Raw genomic sequence first — 13,912 nt, forward strand, 5'->3', positions numbered from 1 at the left:
ATCGCAGCCTTGTAAATCGAGTTCTTCGGCTGCGCAAACAGCCTTTCCATCATCGGCTCGAAGAAACTCAGCGGCAGCGTGTCATATGCCGGATCAAACGCCGCCGCGTCGTACTTGGCGCAAAATTCGGCAGTGGCCTGGAACTGCGGATGATCCTTGAATTGCTCGCGCAAGTGCCGGTCCATGCCCAGGTGATGAAAGAAGTAATAGCCCTGAAAGATCCCGTGCTTCTCCACCATCCACAGATTTTCCGCACTCACGAACGGCTTGAGAATCGCTGCGGCGATGTCCGGATGGTTGTAGGAGCCGAGGGTGTCGCCAATGTCGTGCAACAGTGCGCAGACCACGTATTCCTCGTCACGCCCGTCACGAAAGGCGCGGGTCGCGGTTTGCAACGAGTGGGTCAGGCGATCCACCGGGAAACCGCCGAAGTCGCCCTCAAGCAGCTTCAGATGCGCGAGGATCCTCGACGGCAGCTGTCTGGCATAGGCACTGAAATCGGCGGCGATAATCGCCCAGTCTTCCTCGGTGCCGTCCTTCATATGGGTGAAGCGAGCATGGGCATTCATTGGCAGATCCTCATTCAGAACGCCACGCGACCGAGAATCATGTCGCGGTACATGACGAAATCGCCGAGCAGGCTGTACAGCGGATGCTGAAACGTCGCCGGGCGGTTTTTCTCGAAAAAGAAATGGCCGATCCAGGCGAAGCTGTAACCGGCCACAGGCAATGCCAGCAACAGCAGCCAGGCGCCTTTGGCGATGCTCAGGGCGAGGATGAAGATGACCAGAGAAGTGCCGATGAAATGCAGACGACGGCAGGTGCTGTTGCTGTGTTCGGCGAGGTAATACGGATAGAACTCGGCGAAGCTGTTGAACTGCTTGATGTTTTCCACGACCGCGCTCTCTGTGGTGATTGTTCTGGCAACAAGTTGTTCGGCGGGGAGCTTATTTGAGTCTAGAGTGATCATTGGCGTGGGCCAGTGACAATCGGCGCCACTTTAGTATCCTTCGCAAATAGGGCGGTTATCTGCAGCCCGTCATGTAAAAGAATAACAACCATGAGCGAGCGAACGACTTCTGCAAGCTGGGCGATGGGGATTGTCAAAGCACTGGAGATGGACGGCCTGGATTGCCGGGTTCTGTTCAAGCAACTGGGGCTGGATTTCACTGCCCTGGAAGATCCGGATGCGCGGTTCCCGCAGGATTCCATGACCCGGCTCTGGCAGCGCGCGGTCGAGGTGTCCGGCAACCCGGCGATCGGCCTGAACATGGGCAAAGTGGTGCGCCCGGCCTCGTTTCATGTCGCCGGCTACGCGCTGATGTCGAGCAATACCCTGGCTGAAGGTTTCCAGCGTCTGGTGCGCTATCAACGCATCATTGCCGAAAGCGCCGACTTGAGCTTTCGCTTGCTCGATGAAGGTTATGCGCTGATTCTCACCGTGCACGGCGATCACCTGCCGCCGACCCGGCAGAGCGCCGAAGCGTCACTGGCCTGCGCGTTGGCGCTGTGCGGCTGGCTGACCGGGCGCCCGCTGCACCCGGTCAAAGTGTTGGTTCAGGGCGATCAGCCGACAAACCTGCAACCCTATAAAGAAGCCTTTCACGCACCGCTGGTGTTCAACGCGCCTTACGATGCGTTGATCTTCGAACGTGCCGATATGGAGGCGCCGCTGCCGACCGCCAATGAAGCCATGGCGCTGTTGCATGATCGCTTTGCCGGGGAATATCTGGCGCGGTTTTCCGAAAGTCGCGTGACGCACCGGGCACGTCAGGTGTTGTGTCGTTTGTTGCCCCAGGGCGAGCCCAAGCGCGACACCGTGGCGCAGACGTTGCACCTGTCGCAGCGCACTTTGCAGCGGCGCTTGCAGGAGGAGGGCACCAGTTTCCAGCAATTGCTCGACGACACCCGGCGTGAACTCGCAGAGCAGTATCTGGCGCAACCGAGCATGACCTTGCTGGAAATCGCCTACCTGCTGGGCTTTGCCGACCCGAGCAACTTCTTCCGCGCTTTTCGCCGCTGGTTCGACACCACGCCCGGCGAGTACCGCTTGCGCCTGACGCAGGTGCCGGACGCGGTCAATGACGCCAGAACGCCGGAATACACAGCACAAATACCGTAATGATCTCCAATCGGCCGAGCAGCATGCCGAACGACAGAATCCACTTCGCCGCATCCGGCAGGGTGGCGAAGTTGCCGGCCGGGCCGATGGTTTCGCCCAGACCCGGGCCGACGCCGGACACGGTGCTGGCGGCGCCGGTCAGCGCGGTCATCCAGTCGACCCCGAGCAGCGACAGCAGCAGGGCGATCACGCAGATGGTGATGGCGAAGAAGAACGAGAAGGTCAGGATCGAACGGACAATTTCTTCGTCGAGGCGGTGACCGTTGTACTTCTGCTTGATCACCGCGCGCGGGTGGATCAGCTGATTGAGGTTGGCCTTGAGCAGGATGTAGGCGACCTGGAAACGGAAAATCTTGATGCCGCCCGCCGTCGAACCTGAGCAACCGCCGACAAAGCCCAGATAGAAAAACAGCATCAGCGAGAAGTTGCCCCACAGGCTGTAGTCCCCGAGGGCGAAGCCGGTGGTAGTGACCACCGAGGTCACGTTCAGCGCCACATGCCGCAGCGCTTCCAGCCAATGCAGCTTGGTGGTCCACCAGTACCAGGTGCCGAGCACCAGCCAGGTCACCAGCAACATCGCCAGCAAACCCTGCACCTGTTGATCCCTGATCAACGCACGGCGGTTGCCGCGCAGCGTCGCCACGTAGAGGGTGAACGGCAGGCTGCCGAGGATCATGATGACAATCGCCACCCAATGAACTGCCGGTTGCGTCCACTTGGCCAGCGACTGGTCGGAGGTCGAGAAGCCACCGGTGGAAATCGCCGACATCGCGTGGTTGATCGCATCGAACGGGCTCATCCCGGCCCACCAGAACGCCAGGCTGCCGAGAATGGTGATGCCGACGTAGGCCGCCACGATCAGTCGCGCCACCATGTGCGAACGCGGCATGACCTTCTCCGAGCGGTCCGAGGATTCGGTCTGGAACAGACGCATGCCACCGATGCGCAGCAGCGGCAGAATCGCCACCGCCATGCCGATGAAGCCGATGCCGCCGATCCAGTGCAGCAGCGACCGCCACATCAGAATCCCCGGTGACATGTTGTCCAGGCCGTTGAGCACGGTGGAGCCGGTGGCGGTGATGCCGGACATGCTTTCGAAGAACGAGTCGGTGTAGCTGATGTGCTGGGTCAGCAGAAACGGCAGCGCGGCGAAAATGCACACCACCAGCCAGCTGCTGACCGTCAGCAGGTACATGTCGCGCGGGCGCAGGTGAATGTGTTCCGGTCTGCCGGGTATCACCAGAGCGAGGCCGGCGACAAAGGTGATCATGCTCGCCCAGAGGAACGATGGCAGGTCGCTGGTGCGCTCGAAAATCACCAGCGTGGCCATCGGCACGACCATGGCCACAGCCAGGGTGATCAGGAAGATGCCGATGATAAAACCAATGATCCGTAAGGTCGGCAACGCCATGAAATCCGCTCGGGCTGGTGGGAGAAGGGCGCCATTCTACCTGTGGGGCAAGGCATGTAAACCGGCAGGCGCTGCGCAGATGAAGCTAGAATAGCCGCACATTTTTCAAAGGAGGTGGCCGATGCAGGCTCTCGACGCGTTGCTCAACCGTGTTTCCGTTCCCCGACTGGTCGAACCGGCCCCCACTGCCGAGCAGCGCGAAGCCCTGTTCGGCGCGGCCCTGCGTGCCCCGGATCACGGGCACTTGCAGCCGTACCGCTTTTTGACCGTCGAAGGCGCAGCGCGTGAGCAAATGGGCGAGTTGCTGGCCGAGGCGGCCCGCCAGCAGAGCGGCGAAGTCAGCGAAGCGATGATCGACAAGGCCCGCAACGGCCCACTGCGCGCGCCGCTGGTGGTTGTGGTCATCGCGAAATTGCAGGAACACGTGAAATACCCGAAGGCCGAGCAACTGCTCACGGCCGGCTGTGCGGCTCACGGGATTCTGCTGGCGGCGTATGCGCAGGGGATTGGCGCAGTGTGGCGCACCGGGGATCTGGCGTACTCAAAGCATGTGGCCGAAGGCTTGGGGCTGGTGGAAGGCGAGGAGGTGATCGCGTTTCTCTATCTCGGCACGCCGCAGAAAGAGCCGCGCGTGGCGGAGAAGGTTGATCTGGCTGAGTTCGTCAGCGCCTGGCCCGGTAAAGCCTGAAGATCAAAAGCCCCTCACCCTAACCCTCTCCCAGAGGGAGAGGGGACTGATTGGGGGATGCTTTGGAGTTACACCGACCTGAGCGACCTTCGCTGAATCCAGAGTCGGGATACCGGACGTGTTGTTTCTGCGAGTCCATAATCGACTCGGTCTTTCAGGTCGATGCACAACGGCAGACAACTCGGTCGGCCCCCTCTCCCTCCGGGAGAGGGTTGGGGTGAGGGGCTTTTTCAGGGCTGGACCACGACTCCCGGTACCAACGGCAATTCCAGACTCGCCACAAAGCCGCCCTGCGGATGATTGGCCAGCGTCAGCGTGCCGCCATGCCGTTCTGCCGCGCGTTTGGCAATCGCCAGCCCCAGGCCATGCCCGGCAGCGGTCTGCCCCGGCGCCCGATAGAACGGCTCGCCCAACTGACTCAGATGTTCGGTCTGCACCCCCGGCCCGTGGTCGCGCACGCTGATGACAATCCGCTCAGCCTGCCGCGCAGCGTGCAATTCGATCGGCTGATCGCTCGGGTTGAAGCGCTGGGCGTTGCGCAGCAGATTATCTACCGCGCGTTCGATCATCGTCGGCCAGCCTTTGAGATTCAACTGCGGCTCGGCTTGCAGGCGCACGGGCTGCTCGGGGGAGCTGAGATGCGCATCCTTTTGCAGCGTGGCGAGCAACGCATTCAGGTCCACTTCTTCAGCGCTGGCGTTGTCGGCATCGACTCGCGCCAGCACCAGAATTTCACTGATCAACGCCTCCAGCCGGTCGCATTCGCGGGTCAGGCGTGGCCACAGTTTTTCGCGCTCTTCAGGGTTGGCACGCTCGGCCAAAGCCAACGCGATGCGCAGGCGCGCCAGTGGTGAGCGCAGTTCATGGGAGACATCGCGCAGTAGCTGGCGCTGACTGCCGATCAGGCTTTGCAGGCGCGCGCCCATGCGGTTGAAATCGGTGGCCAGCACGCCGAATTCGTCCCGGCGGTTGGCCAGTTTCGCCAGACTGTTCTGCTGATATGTGGTCTGCCCCAGATCATGCACCGCGCCGCGCAAGCGACTCAGTGGGCGGGTGATGGAGAAAGTCACGAGCAAACTGAACAGGGTCAGCACCACCAGCGCGATGCCCAGCGCACTCAGCGGCCAGAGCAGGCTTTCGCGGTGCCAGGCGTCGAGTTCGGGGTGCGGGATGCGGTAGATGAACAGGTAGGTATCACCGGTTTTTTCGCTGGTGATTTCGTCGGTCAGACGCCGCCACGGCAAGCGGCGGTCATCGTTGTTCTGGCGCGCTTCGAATGCTGCGGCGCGGCGCGGGAAAGTGCCACGCACCACCGGATCGCCGGTTTCGTTGAGCACTTGAACGTCGATGTGATACTGACGTTTGCGTTGTTCGAGAATGTCCTGCGCGGCTTCTTCGCCCTGGGTTTCGTAAGTCTGCGTCCATTCCGCCGCCAGCGTGTTGAGGCCGGGATGGCGGCTGAGAATCCACGCGTCCTGATTGAGCATGTGCCCGAGCAGAATCGACAGCCCGGCTACCAGAGCGATGGCCAGCCAGAAGCTCGCAAGAATCCGCCAGAACAGTGAACGCACAGAAACTCCTCGAAAATTACACCGTTCAAATGTGGGAGCGAGCCTGCTCGCGAAGACGTAGTGTCAGTCAAACCTTCGCTGGCTGACACACCGCCTTCGCGAGCAGGCTCGCTCCCACATTCGATTTGAATGGAACAGGCCCGACGAGGTAAGTCGTCGGGCCCAGGGTCAAGCCATTATTGCGCCTTTTGTGCCTGCTGCGCTTTCCAGGCCTTGAACTCGGCCCATTCGGCGCGGCGTTCGGCGCGTTTCTTCTGGATCTCGTCGAATTGCTTCTGTTGCTCGGGCTTTAGCAGTGCACGGACATCGGACTCGGCTTTCTTGTGGTTGGCCGCGATCTCGTCCTTCATGGCTTTCTGGTCGGCCGGCGAGAGTTTCTCCAGGTACTTGTCGACCACCTGCTTACGCTCGTGCATCTGCTCGCCCATGATCTTGCGAATCTGCTCGCGCTGTTCGCGGGTCAGATCGAGCTGGCTGTACGGGCCTTTGCCGTGCATGCCGCCGTGCATCTGACCGCCGTGGCGCGGGCCATCCAGCGGACCACCCAGCGGACCGCCATCCTGCGGCATGGCCATGGCCACGGTTGGCAGAGCGGCAGCGAACATCAGAGCGATAAGAGTCTTGCGCATGGTGTATCTCCTTGTCTCGTTCCCGGTACGTTCCGGATGAGTTCAGATTACGCAGATCAAGGTCAGCGGCGGTCAGCGCAGCGTAAAGCTTCGGTAAAGACGTTTCGTGCCCGGCCTTACACATATCCAGTGCAGGAGGTGCTGAAGGCTGCGATCTGATCGTTCCCACGCTCTGCGTGGGAATGCAGCCGAGGACGCTCTGCGTCCTGCAGCCTGAAGATCGCCGCCTTGGGCAGCTCGTACACGGAACAAGATGGTTTTACAGGCTGTAGTAGTAACCACGGCTACGCAGCGCAACGATGCGTGGGCGGCCGTCGGGGTGGGGGCCGATTTTTTTGCGCAGGTTGCTGACGTGCATGTCGAGGCTGCGGTCGTACAGGGTCAGCTTGCGGCCGAGGGCCAGTTGCGCCAGTTCCTGTTTGTCCAGCGGCTCGCCCGGCTGTTTGAGCAGGGCTTCGAGCAGGCGGCTTTCGGAGACGGTCAGGGTCAGTTCTTTTTCGTCGATGCTGACTACGCCGCGCACTGGGCTGAAACTCAGGTCGCCCAGCTCAAGTTGCGTTGACACAGCGGCGGGATGGCTGCGCCGCAACACGGCGCGCAGGCGCGCGGTCAGTTCGCGGGGGTCGCAGGGTTTGGCCAGGTAATCGTCGGCGCCCAGTTCGAGGCCGAGGATGCGGTCCAGCGGTTCGCCACGCGCTGACAGCATCAGCACCGGCAGGTCGGCGTGGTCGTTGCGCAATTGCTTGAGCAGTTCCAGACCGCTGCCGTCGGGCAGCATCACGTCCAGCACCACCGCCGCCGGGGCGGTTTCGGCCAACGCCTTGCGGGCGCTCTGGCCGTCGTGGCAGGCGCGCACCTGGAAGCCTTCCTGGCTCAACCAGCTACTCAGGAGTTCGCACAACTCCTGGTCATCATCAATCAGTAACAGCTCGCTCATGACTCACTCAATTTAGCCATTGCCGACGTTTTCGGCTTGCACCACTGGCAAAGATACCGCAGAGCAGCGCCAATAGCGCTACCCCGGCGCCAGTGACGAACCACTGCTGTTGATCGGTCAGCAAACGCGGCAGCGGGCTGGCCTGGGCTTCCTTGAGTTGCAGCTTCAGACGCTGGTTCTCCTGGCGCAGTCGGGCGAGCTGGGCGCTTTCGCGAGTGTTGTCGGCATTTTGCAGTTGTTTGTTCAGTTCTTCGCGCTGCTGCTCACTGGCCTTGAGCCGCTGTTGCAGCTCGGTGATCTGGCTGCCGGCGCTCAATGACAATGGCGTCGAGCTGCCGCCTTCGGTGGTTTCCTCACCATGGGCGGGGGCCATGATCGACAACGTGAGCAACATCAGACACAACGGACCCTTGCGCATCGCGACACCTGTTTCCAAATGGATATTGGGCAGGTTGTCGGCAGGCAAACGAGAATAATGAGCGATTGAGAGCGCGATGAACCGAGAAGGTTCATCGCGTGGCAGGACTTAAGGCAGGACTTGCTTGAACGGCTTGACGATCACGTTGGCGTAGACGCCGGCGGCAATGTACGGGTCGGCATCGGCCCAGGCCTGTGCGGCGCTGAGGGAGTCGAACTCGGCGACGATCAGGCTGCCGGTGAAACCCGCTGCGCCCGGATCATTGCTGTCGACGGCCGGGTGCGGGCCGGCCAGCACGATGCGGCCTTCGCCCTTGAGCGCTTGCAGGCGTTCCAGATGAGCGGGGCGTGCGGCCAGGCGAGCTTCCAGCGAGTTGGCAACGTCGGTGGCAATGATGGCGTAGAGCATGTCAGTCCTCGGTTTTTGGCGTTGTGGTATCGGTGTCATGCAGATGGCGCGACAGGTAAACGCCCTGTGCGACCAGGAACAGCACGGTCATGCCCAGGCTGCCGAACACCTTGAAGTCGACCCAGATGCTCTGGAAGGTGAAGGCGACGAACAGGTTGGCTGCGCCGCAGAACAGGAAGAACGCGATCCAGGCGATGTTCAGGCGCGTCCAGACCGGGTCTGGCAAGGTCAGCGCGTGGCCCATGATGCGTTTGATCAGCAGGCGATCGCCGATGAAATGGCTACCGATGAACGCCGCAGCGAACAACCAGTTGACCACCGGCGCTTTCCATTTCAGGAAGGTTTCGCTGTGGAAGGCCAGCGTCAGGCTGCCGAATACCAGGCAGGCGATCAACGTCAGCCATTGGCTCTTTTCCAGCTTGCGCTGCTTGATGAACAGCGCGCCGTACACCACCAGGGAGCTGATGATCAGCATCGCCGTGGCGCTGTAGATACCGCCTACGGTCACTTGCTGGCCGGCAATGTCGACGACCCGTGGATCAAGTTTGTAAACGATGAAGAACAGCAGAAGCGGGATGAAATCGATGAATTGTTTCACAGTGAGAGCCAGAAGCTGGATGTGGCGGCATAATAACAAACATATGGGCGCGCGATAGCGCCAGCTGATTTGAGGTTACAACTCCCCGTGAATGTTGATTTGCACTGCCACAGCACGGCCTCCGACGGCGCCCTGGCGCCTGCGGTTCTGGTTGCGCGAGCGTTCGAAAACGGCGTGCGAGTCCTGGCGTTGACCGACCACGACACCCTTGAGGGGCTCGCCGAGGCGCGTACTGCTGCCACCGAGTTGGGCATGCAACTGGTCAACGGCGTCGAATTGTCCTGCACCTGGGGCGGGGCGACTATTCACGTGCTGGGTTACGGCTTCGACGTCAACGCCGCGCCGTTGGTCGAAGCAATCGCCAAATTGCACGATGGCCGCTGGCTGCGGTCGGAAGAAATAAGCCGCAAGCTCGCCCTCAAGGGCATGCCCGGTGCCCTCGACGGCGCCCGGCAGATCCAGCAGGAGCTGGGCGACAGCGGCAACGCGCCGGCCCGGCCGCATTTCGCCGACTGGATGGTGCGTGAAGGTTATGTAAAGGATCGCGCCGAGGCGTTTCGCAAATGGCTCGGCGCCGGCAAGCTCGGCGACGTCAAGCTGCACTGGCCGACCCTGGAAGACACCGTCGCCACCCTGCGCGCCGCCGGTGCCTGGGTCAGCCTGGCGCATCCATGGCACTACGATTTCACCCGTAGCAAGCGCCGAAAGCTGATTGCCGACTATATTCAAGCAGGCGGGCATGCTATCGAGGTGGTCAATGGCCATCAGCCCGCAGAACAGGTGGGCAGCCTGGCGATCCTTGCCCGTGAGTTCGGTCTGCTGGTCAGCGCCGGCAGTGACTTTCATGGCCCTGGCGGCTGGTCCGAGATCGGCCAGTACCGGCCGGTTCCCGAGGACCTTCCACCCCTGTGGTGTCGGTTCAAACATGACACAGATATTGCCGCCGTCTGAACAGGTAGAGAATGTGAGTCAATTTTTCCAGATACATCCGGAAAACCCGCAAGCGCGCCTGATCAAACAGGCGGTCGAGATCATCCGCAAGGGCGGGGTGGTGATTTATCCCACGGACTCGTCCTACGCCATTGGTTGCCAGATCGGCGACAAGACCGCCATCGAGCGTGTGCGCCGTCTGCGTCAGCTCGATGAAAAGCACAACTTCGCGCTGATCTGCAGCGACCTGTCGCAACTGGGCAATTACGCCAAGATCGACACCGGCACCTTCCGCATTCTCAAGGCGCACCTGCCGGGGCCTTACACCTTTATTCTCAACGCCACCCGCGAAGTGCCGCGCCTGTTGCTGCATCCGAAGAAGCGCACCATCGGCCTGCGCGTGCCGAGCCATCCGATCGCGCTGGCGCTGTTGGCCGAACTCGGCGAGCCGCTGATGAGCGTGACGCTGATCATGCCCGGCGACGAAGACCCACTCAGCGATCCTTACGAAATGCGCCAGTTGCTTGAGCATCAGGTCGATCTGATCATCGACGGCGGCTTTGGCGGCATCAAGGCCTCAACGGTGATTGACCTGACCGGCGACGACCCGGAAGTGGTCCGCGTCGGTTGCGGCGATCCGACGCCGTTCATGGTCGAGGCCTGAATGTCCGCAGTGGAAACCGTGGTCGATCCCCAGGCCGGCGCCCAGCAGGAACTGCCGTTCGCGATGGTCTATGGCCAGGCGGTCATGGAAATGCCGCTGGACCTGTACATCCCGCCGGATGCGCTGGAAGTCTTTCTTGAAGCCTTCGAAGGTCCGCTCGACCTGCTGCTGTACCTGATCCGCAAACAGAACATCAATATCCTCGACATCCCGGTGGCGGAAATCACCCGCCAGTACATGGGCTATGTCGAGTTGATGCAATCGGTGCGCCTGGAACTGGCCGCCGAATATCTGGTGATGGCGGCGATGCTCGCCGAGATCAAATCGCGCATGCTTCTGCCGCGCGCCGAAACCGTTGAAGATGAAGAAGACGACCCGCGCGCTGAACTGATCCGCCGCTTGCAGGAATACGAGCGCTTCAAGGCTGCTGCCGAAGGTATCGATGGGCTGAGTCGGGTCGGCCGCGATGTGATCGTGCCCAAGCTCGATGCCCCGGAAGCGCGGGCGCGCAAGCTGTTGCCCGACGTCGCGCTGGAAGAGATTCTGATGTGCATGGCCGAAGTCCTGCGCCGTGGCGACATGTTCGAAAGCCACCAGGTCAGCCGTGAAGCGCTGTCCACCCGCGAGCGCATGAGTGATGTGCTGGAACGGCTCAAGGGCGGCGGTTTTGTGCCATTTGTCGAGCTGTTCACCGCTGAAGAAGGTCGCCTGGGTGTGGTGGTGACCTTCATGGCGATCCTTGAACTGGTCAAGGAATCCTTGGTCGAGCTGGTGCAGAATGAGCCGTTCGCCGCGATCCACGTGCGAGCCCGAGCCGAATAACGAGTCCCTGTATGAACCTGACTGAACCCCGCGAGCTGGCGTCCCTGCTTGAAGCCTTTCTGTTGGCCTCGGGAAAGCCGCAGTCCCTTGAGCGCCTGTATGAACTGTTTGAAGAAGGCGAGCGGCCGGAGCCGGCGGTCTTCAAGAAAGCCCTGACCCTGCTCGGCAAATCCTGCGAGGGCCGTGCCTTCGAGCTCAAGGAAGTCTCGTCGGGCTATCGCTTGCAGATCCGCGAGAAGTTCTCGCCGTGGGTCGGCCGTCTCTGGGAAGAGCGCCCGCAGCGCTATTCCCGCGCCTTGCTGGAAACCATCGCGTTGATCGCCTATCGCCAGCCGATCACCCGTGGCGAGATCGAAGACGTGCGTGGCGTGGCGGTCAACAGCAACATCGTCAAAACCTTGCTCGAACGTGAGTGGATTCGCGTCGTCGGCTATCGCGACGTGCCGGGCAAACCGGCGATGTTCGCCACGACCAAGGCGTTTCTCGACCACTTCAACCTGAAAAACCTCGAAGACCTGCCGCCGCTGGCCGAACTGCGCGAGATGGAAGCCGAACCGGTGCTCGACTTCGATGACGTGCCGGTGCCGCAGAGTCTGCAGGACCTGGCCGACGCCAGCGCCGAGCCGGAGGAGGAGAAGGAAGAAACCAGTTTCCATTCCCTGCTGCTGGAGCTGGACAGCATGGAAGAGGGCATCAAAACCGATTTCGACGACTTGCTGCGCGATGCGGCGGATGGCGAAGCGCCGGTGCCCGAGCCTGAGATCACCGCGCCGGTTGTTGAAGCTGAAGTTGAACTTGAAGCGGCGCCTGACGCCGAACCGGAAGAAGATATTCTCGGCGTCGCCGAGGCCCGCGAGAAGCTCCTGGCCGCTGTCGCCGCCCTCGAACAGCCGGAACCGGAACTCAGCGAAGAAGAAGCCGAAGCCCGCGCACTGGCTGAGGCGATTGAAGCCGAACGGCGCGAGTTCGAAGACTGACCCGCGCCGAAAAGATCGCAGCCTTCGGCAGCTCCTACAGGGGGACGCATTCCAATGTAGGAGCTGCCGAAGGCTGCGATCTTTTGATCTTCCAAAGGTATCCCAATGAGCTCAACCAAAGACCCCTGCATCAGCCTCTGCAAATTCTCCGACGACATCTGCCTGGGTTGCGGTCGCAGCAAGCGTGAGATCAAGGCCTGGAAGAAGCTCGACAAGGACGACAAACGCACGGTGCTGGCCGAAGCCGCGCTGCGCCTGATCAAACTCGGTGGTGCCGGTCGGCGGAAAAAGAAATAACCGGCAATCGATCAGCTAGTCTCTGATGCGCGACGGCGCACATCCGCGTATGATTCGCGACCCTTCGCCGATCCCTTCGGCCTGGACCCAGTTTTCAATACTTCAGGCGCCGCCTGAACAGACCACACCGGGAGGTGCCCAGATGAGTGACATCAATCAGAAAGACGACCAGGAAATCGGCCCAGCAGGCGAAAAGCTGCAGAAAGTCCTCGCCCGTATCGGCGTCGGCTCGCGCCGTGACGTGGAATCCTGGATCAGCCAGGGCCGGATCAAGGTCAATGGCAAAGACGCCACCCTCGGCCTGCGCGTCGACATGCACGACGCCATTACCATCGATGGCAAGGTGATCAAGCGCGAAGAGGCCGCCGAATCGGTGCGCCGCGTGATCATGTACAACAAGCCTGACGGCGAAATCTGCACCCGTGACGACCCGGAAGGCCGTCCGACCGTGTTCGACAAGCTGCCGCGTCCGAAAGAAGGCCGCTGGATCAACATCGGCCGTCTCGACATCAACACCACCGGTCTGCTGATGTTCACCACTGACGGTGAGCTGGCCAACCGCTTGATGCACCCGTCCTACGAGATGGACCGCGAGTACGCCGTGCGTGTACGCGGTGAAGTCGACGACGAGATGATCGAACGCCTCAAGGCCGGCGTGGTGCTGGAAGACGGCCCGGCGCGTTTCACCGACATTCAACAGGCGCCGGGCGGTGAAGGTTTCAACCACTGGTACCACTGCGTGGTCATGGAAGGGCGCAACCGTGAAGTGCGTCGTCTGTGGGAATCGCAGGGTCTGGTGGTCAGCCGTCTGAAGCGTGTGCGTTTCGGTCCGGTGTTCCTCAACTCCGACCTGCCGATGGGCCGCTGGCGCGAAATGAGCCAGTACGAAGTCGACGTGCTCAGCGCCGAAGTCGGCCTGACGCCAGTGGCGATGCCGCAGCTGAACGCCAAGAGCAAGGACAAGCTCGAACGCATGCAGCGCAAATCGTCGCGGCCAATGGCCAAGACCGAGCGCGTGCGTACCCTGCGTCCAGCCGCTGGCGCACCGACCGCACCGCGCCCGAGCCGTGAGCCGCAGATCGAAGGCGAGCGTCCAGGTCGCAAGCCAGTCGCCCGTGACGGCGAGCGCGCACCGCGTCCGGCCAATGGCCGTACTGAGCGTGGCGAAGGTCGTGCACCGGCCGGTCGCGGTACGCCAGTGGCGGATCGTCCAGCCGACACCAGCAACAAGCGCCCGGCCAAACCGGCGCCGAAGCGTCCGGGGATCAAACTGGTCGACGGCGACAAGCCCTCGGGCAAGCGTCGCGGCGCACCGGCCGGTTCCGGTCAGCGCCCGGGGTTCGGTCGCAAAAAGCCGGAATAAGGCAGCTGTGAGTTACTAGCTGCAAGCTACAAGCTACAAGCTACAAGCTACAAGCTACAAGCTACAAGCTACAAGCT

Annotated in this window: 17 protein-coding genes; 8 read left to right on the forward strand and 9 right to left on the reverse strand. The window is 61.6% G+C overall.

Features of this window, described 5'->3' with window-relative positions:
* On the reverse strand, nucleotides 1–569 hold a 569-nt coding region (locus tag D8U60_RS08755; protein WP_130899940.1), incomplete at its 3' end, for an HD domain-containing protein.
* Nucleotides 570–583: 14 nt separating this feature from the next.
* Complete coding sequence (locus D8U60_RS08760) at nucleotides 584–895, reverse strand: DUF962 domain-containing protein (RefSeq protein ID WP_122611674.1); 312 nt, start codon at nucleotides 893–895, stop codon at nucleotides 584–586.
* A gap of 165 nt (nucleotides 896–1,060) precedes the next feature.
* Here D8U60_RS08760 and D8U60_RS08765 point away from each other — a divergent pair, with 165 nt between their 5' ends.
* A complete protein-coding gene (locus D8U60_RS08765; protein ID WP_205905561.1) occupies nucleotides 1,061–2,122 on the forward strand; it encodes an AraC family transcriptional regulator in 1,062 nt (353 codons plus the stop codon).
* On the opposite strand, the gene D8U60_RS08770 is transcribed toward D8U60_RS08765, so the two are convergent.
* Nucleotides 2,079–3,533 carry a TrkH family potassium uptake protein gene (locus D8U60_RS08770; RefSeq protein WP_024012066.1) on the reverse strand — a complete coding sequence of 485 codons (1,455 nt, stop codon included), beginning with the start codon at nucleotides 3,531–3,533 and terminating at the stop codon, nucleotides 2,079–2,081. The genes D8U60_RS08765 and D8U60_RS08770 overlap by 44 nt on opposite strands.
* 121 nt (nucleotides 3,534–3,654) lie before the next feature.
* Between D8U60_RS08770 and D8U60_RS08775 the strand changes: the two genes are divergently transcribed.
* Entirely contained in the window at nucleotides 3,655–4,221 is a 567-nt protein-coding gene (locus tag D8U60_RS08775; protein ID WP_122611672.1) for a nitroreductase family protein, read from the forward strand.
* A gap of 230 nt (nucleotides 4,222–4,451) precedes the next feature.
* On the opposite strand, the gene D8U60_RS08780 is transcribed toward D8U60_RS08775, so the two are convergent.
* The 6 genes from D8U60_RS08780 to D8U60_RS08805 all read right to left on the reverse strand — a co-directional run bounded on the left by D8U60_RS08780 (nucleotide 4,452) and on the right by D8U60_RS08805 (nucleotide 8,782).
* Entirely contained in the window at nucleotides 4,452–5,792 is a 1,341-nt protein-coding gene (locus D8U60_RS08780) for a HAMP domain-containing sensor histidine kinase (RefSeq protein WP_130899936.1), read from the reverse strand.
* A gap of 176 nt (nucleotides 5,793–5,968) precedes the next feature.
* Nucleotides 5,969–6,421, reverse strand: coding sequence for a Spy/CpxP family protein refolding chaperone (locus tag D8U60_RS08785; RefSeq protein WP_042607494.1), 453 nt, complete (start codon nucleotides 6,419–6,421; stop codon nucleotides 5,969–5,971).
* 259 nt (nucleotides 6,422–6,680) lie between these two features.
* Nucleotides 6,681–7,358, reverse strand: coding sequence for a response regulator transcription factor (locus D8U60_RS08790; RefSeq protein WP_016771129.1), 678 nt, complete (start codon nucleotides 7,356–7,358; stop codon nucleotides 6,681–6,683).
* Between the two features lie 7 nt (nucleotides 7,359–7,365).
* Entirely contained in the window at nucleotides 7,366–7,776 is a 411-nt protein-coding gene (locus D8U60_RS08795; RefSeq protein WP_039761083.1) for a translation initiation factor 2, read from the reverse strand.
* Between the two features lie 108 nt (nucleotides 7,777–7,884).
* The gene (locus D8U60_RS08800; RefSeq protein WP_016987935.1) at nucleotides 7,885–8,184 is read right to left on the reverse strand and encodes a YciI family protein; all 300 of its coding nucleotides are present in this window, start codon (nucleotides 8,182–8,184) and stop codon (nucleotides 7,885–7,887) included.
* Nucleotide 8,185: 1 nt separating this feature from the next.
* Nucleotides 8,186–8,782 carry a septation protein A gene (locus tag D8U60_RS08805; protein ID WP_024012071.1) on the reverse strand — a complete coding sequence of 199 codons (597 nt, stop codon included), beginning with the start codon at nucleotides 8,780–8,782 and terminating at the stop codon, nucleotides 8,186–8,188.
* Nucleotides 8,783–8,869: 87 nt separating this feature from the next.
* On the opposite strand from D8U60_RS08805, the gene D8U60_RS08810 reads away from it, so the two are divergent.
* The 6 genes from D8U60_RS08810 (at nucleotide 8,870) to rluB (ending at nucleotide 13,835) form a co-directional block, all read left to right on the forward strand.
* The gene (locus D8U60_RS08810) at nucleotides 8,870–9,733 is read left to right on the forward strand and encodes a PHP domain-containing protein (RefSeq protein ID WP_016771125.1); all 864 of its coding nucleotides are present in this window, start codon (nucleotides 8,870–8,872) and stop codon (nucleotides 9,731–9,733) included.
* Nucleotides 9,734–9,746: 13 nt separating this feature from the next.
* A complete protein-coding gene (locus tag D8U60_RS08815) occupies nucleotides 9,747–10,376 on the forward strand; it encodes an L-threonylcarbamoyladenylate synthase (protein WP_016771124.1) in 630 nt (209 codons plus the stop codon).
* A 123-nt stretch (nucleotides 10,377–10,499) separates the two neighbouring features.
* Nucleotides 10,500–11,198, forward strand: coding sequence for a ScpA family protein (locus D8U60_RS08820; RefSeq protein ID WP_172828192.1), 699 nt, complete (start codon nucleotides 10,500–10,502; stop codon nucleotides 11,196–11,198).
* A gap of 11 nt (nucleotides 11,199–11,209) precedes the next feature.
* Entirely contained in the window at nucleotides 11,210–12,175 is a 966-nt protein-coding gene (scpB, locus tag D8U60_RS08825) for an SMC-Scp complex subunit ScpB (protein WP_130899937.1), read from the forward strand.
* 105 nt (nucleotides 12,176–12,280) lie between these two features.
* Entirely contained in the window at nucleotides 12,281–12,472 is a 192-nt protein-coding gene (locus D8U60_RS08830; protein WP_016771121.1) for a DUF1289 domain-containing protein, read from the forward strand.
* 142 nt (nucleotides 12,473–12,614) lie between these two features.
* The gene (gene rluB / locus D8U60_RS08835; protein ID WP_073472826.1) at nucleotides 12,615–13,835 is read left to right on the forward strand and encodes a 23S rRNA pseudouridine(2605) synthase RluB; all 1,221 of its coding nucleotides are present in this window, start codon (nucleotides 12,615–12,617) and stop codon (nucleotides 13,833–13,835) included.
* The last annotated feature ends 77 nt before the right edge of the window (nucleotides 13,836–13,912 follow it).

It is taken from the genome of Pseudomonas sp. Sample_11 (genome assembly GCF_004307505.1).
Classification (GTDB): domain Bacteria; phylum Pseudomonadota; class Gammaproteobacteria; order Pseudomonadales; family Pseudomonadaceae; genus Aquipseudomonas; species Aquipseudomonas atacamensis.

Excerpts from the sequence above, each read along its gene's own strand:
- D8U60_RS08765 (WP_205905561.1), top strand. The coding sequence starts at position 1,061 with ATGAGCGAGCGAACGACTTCTGCAAGCTGGGCGATGGGGATTGTCAAA.
- D8U60_RS08770 (WP_024012066.1), bottom strand. The coding sequence starts at position 3,533 with ATGGCGTTGCCGACCTTACGGATCATTGGTTTTATCATCGGCATCTTC.
- D8U60_RS08775 (WP_122611672.1), top strand. The coding sequence starts at position 3,655 with ATGCAGGCTCTCGACGCGTTGCTCAACCGTGTTTCCGTTCCCCGACTG.
- D8U60_RS08785 (WP_042607494.1), bottom strand. The coding sequence starts at position 6,421 with ATGCGCAAGACTCTTATCGCTCTGATGTTCGCTGCCGCTCTGCCAACC.
- D8U60_RS08790 (WP_016771129.1), bottom strand. The coding sequence starts at position 7,358 with ATGAGCGAGCTGTTACTGATTGATGATGACCAGGAGTTGTGCGAACTC.
- D8U60_RS08795 (WP_039761083.1), bottom strand. The coding sequence starts at position 7,776 with ATGCGCAAGGGTCCGTTGTGTCTGATGTTGCTCACGTTGTCGATCATG.
- D8U60_RS08800 (WP_016987935.1), bottom strand. The coding sequence starts at position 8,184 with ATGCTCTACGCCATCATTGCCACCGACGTTGCCAACTCGCTGGAAGCT.
- scpB (WP_130899937.1), top strand. The coding sequence starts at position 11,210 with ATGAACCTGACTGAACCCCGCGAGCTGGCGTCCCTGCTTGAAGCCTTT.
- D8U60_RS08830 (WP_016771121.1), top strand. The coding sequence starts at position 12,281 with ATGAGCTCAACCAAAGACCCCTGCATCAGCCTCTGCAAATTCTCCGAC.
- rluB (WP_073472826.1), top strand. The coding sequence starts at position 12,615 with ATGAGTGACATCAATCAGAAAGACGACCAGGAAATCGGCCCAGCAGGC.